Origin of the sequence: Mesorhizobium sp. M7A.F.Ca.MR.362.00.0.0, from assembly GCF_004023175.1 — a bacterium.
GTDB lineage: Bacteria > Pseudomonadota > Alphaproteobacteria > Rhizobiales > Rhizobiaceae > Mesorhizobium.
This window is the reverse complement of record NZ_RZTF01000620.1, coordinates 1-2,115: the sequence shown is the minus strand read 5'-3', so window position 1 is coordinate 2,115 and position 2,115 is coordinate 1. Positions and strand designations below refer to the sequence as shown.

Here is a 2,115-nt window from a genome sequence, read left to right as displayed (position 1 = left end):
ATTGATGTTGCCATTGTCGAAGCCGCGCACCTGTTCGTTGGCCAGGAGCAGCAGCGTGTCGTCGCCATTGGTGCTGGCCGCGGTGATGACGCCACCATCGTTGACGAGGACGATGATGTCGCTTGCCGCGGCGTTGAATTCGGCGTCGGCCAGCGTCGCCAGATTGCTCTGGTCGCGGCCGCTGCCGTCGCCGGTCGACGCCGCCCCGACGAAATAGATCTTGCCTATGCCGAAGCCGAGGCCGGGGCTCGACTGGAACTTGACATCCTGGAAGTTGTAGGTGCCGGCGACCGGCGCGCTGGATGCGTCGATGCCGACATTGGCATTGATGGTGGAGGTCTGGTCGGTCGTCGATTCGCCGTCGCCAAAGGTGAAGTTGAGATTCGTCGCGCTGTTGAGGAACACGCCGGTGTTGACGCCGGCAATGCTCGAGCTGGCGCCGCCGGCTGCGGCATCACCGAGGCGCACCACCTGGCCGCCAATGGCGCCGCGCAGGTCGACGCCGATCGAGGCGCCGGCGGCGGACGCGTTGGTGACATCGAAATCGTTGGCCGTCACTGCCGCGTTGATGGTCGCGCCGTTGAGATCAAAGGCCACGGCCCCTGGGCTGTTCAGCCCAATGTCGAGATCGCTGAAGGACAGTGCGGCACCGAGCGTGCCGGAAACGTCGACGCCACGCGAGATGATGCCTTGCAAATCGACCGTGCCGAGCGCGATGGCGCCGCCACCCGAGGACGCGACATTGTTCAGTGCAATGCCGATCGTGGCGTTGCTGGTCGAAATGCTGGAGAAATTCACTCCGCCGGCGCCGACCGTGACACCATCGAGATTGAGCGCGGTGCCGGTGCCGGTGGCCGTGATTGTGTTGCCGGCGCCCGTTACGCTGATCGTGCCGGCGCCCGAGGCGAAGAAGCCTTGCGTCGACCCGTTGGTAATCTTCAGCCCGCCGCCATCGAAATTGGCCACTACCGGGCTGCTGTTGCCGGCCATGAAAACGCCAGCGAGCGCGGTGCTATTGACGGTGTAGCTGGCGCCGGAAATGTTGTAGGTGCCACCGGTGTTGTTGACGATGGCGATGCCGGTGCCGGTGCCGATGAAGCTGTTTGAGGTGCCTGTCACCGTCACGATGCCGCCGGCATTGTTCTGCAACAGTATGCCGTCGGCGCTCGACGTCAGATTGCCACTGAGAGAGACGAGGCCGGCGCCGGCGAGCCGGTCCTGGACAATCAGCGCCGTTCCCGTCCCGGTCGAGTTGGTCACGGTGCCGGCGTAGCTGACAGCGACCGTGCCGCCAGCGACCACGAAGGAGCCGTTTGCTGCACCTGTCAGCGCACCGGTCCCAAGGCTGACGGTGCCGGTGACACCGTTCAACAATACATTGATGTTGGCGCCGCCGGACGAGGTCGAGTCCAGCGCGATGTTTGCGGCAGTACCCTGGAGCGTCATCGCTACGCCAAGGGTGGAATTCAGCGTCTCGGCGCCGCTGGTGGCGCTGATGTTGATCGCGCCGTTGCCTACCATAATGCCGTTCCCGGTCGTGGTGTCGATGGTCATGCCGCCGGTGAAGCTGGTCGTACCATCGATCTGAATAATGCCCACGCCGGCCGCGGTGTCGATATTGGCGAGGCCTGAAACATTGAGCGTGCCGCTTGCCCAGTTGATGCCGTTACCCGCCGTCGCGACGTTGTTCACCGTGAGCGCGCCGAAATTGAAGGTGCCGGTGTTGCCAGGGCCCGCACTGATGCCGGCGCCCGTTGTGCCGGTGATAGTCGTCGCCCCGGTGACGGTGAAGGTGCCGGCGACGCCGTCGAAGATGATGCCGCTGGCGCCGCCGCTGGCGGTGACGCTGTCGAAATTTACGCCGCCGGCGCCGAGCGTGCCCTGCAGCGACGCCGCCGTTTGGCCGGTGGCGTTGATCGTCGTCGAGCCGGCATCGGCGATGGTCAGGACATTCAGCCCGGAGAAGTCGAGGCCGGTGGCGGCGGAGGTGGTGATGTCGAGGCCACCGTTGAAATTCACGGCGCCGGCGGCGCTGCCGCCCGAAATCGAAACCCCGTTGCCGCCGGCGATCGTCACCTGGTCGGTGAAGGTCACCGCACCGCCGGTGCGGTTGGC

Annotated in this window: 1 protein-coding gene; it reads right to left on the bottom strand. The window is 65.3% G+C overall.

Features of this window, described 5'->3' with window-relative positions; all coding sequences use genetic code 11:
- On the bottom strand, positions 1-2,115 hold a 2,115-nt coding region (locus tag EOC06_RS40480; protein ID WP_206631337.1), incomplete at both ends, for an S-layer family protein.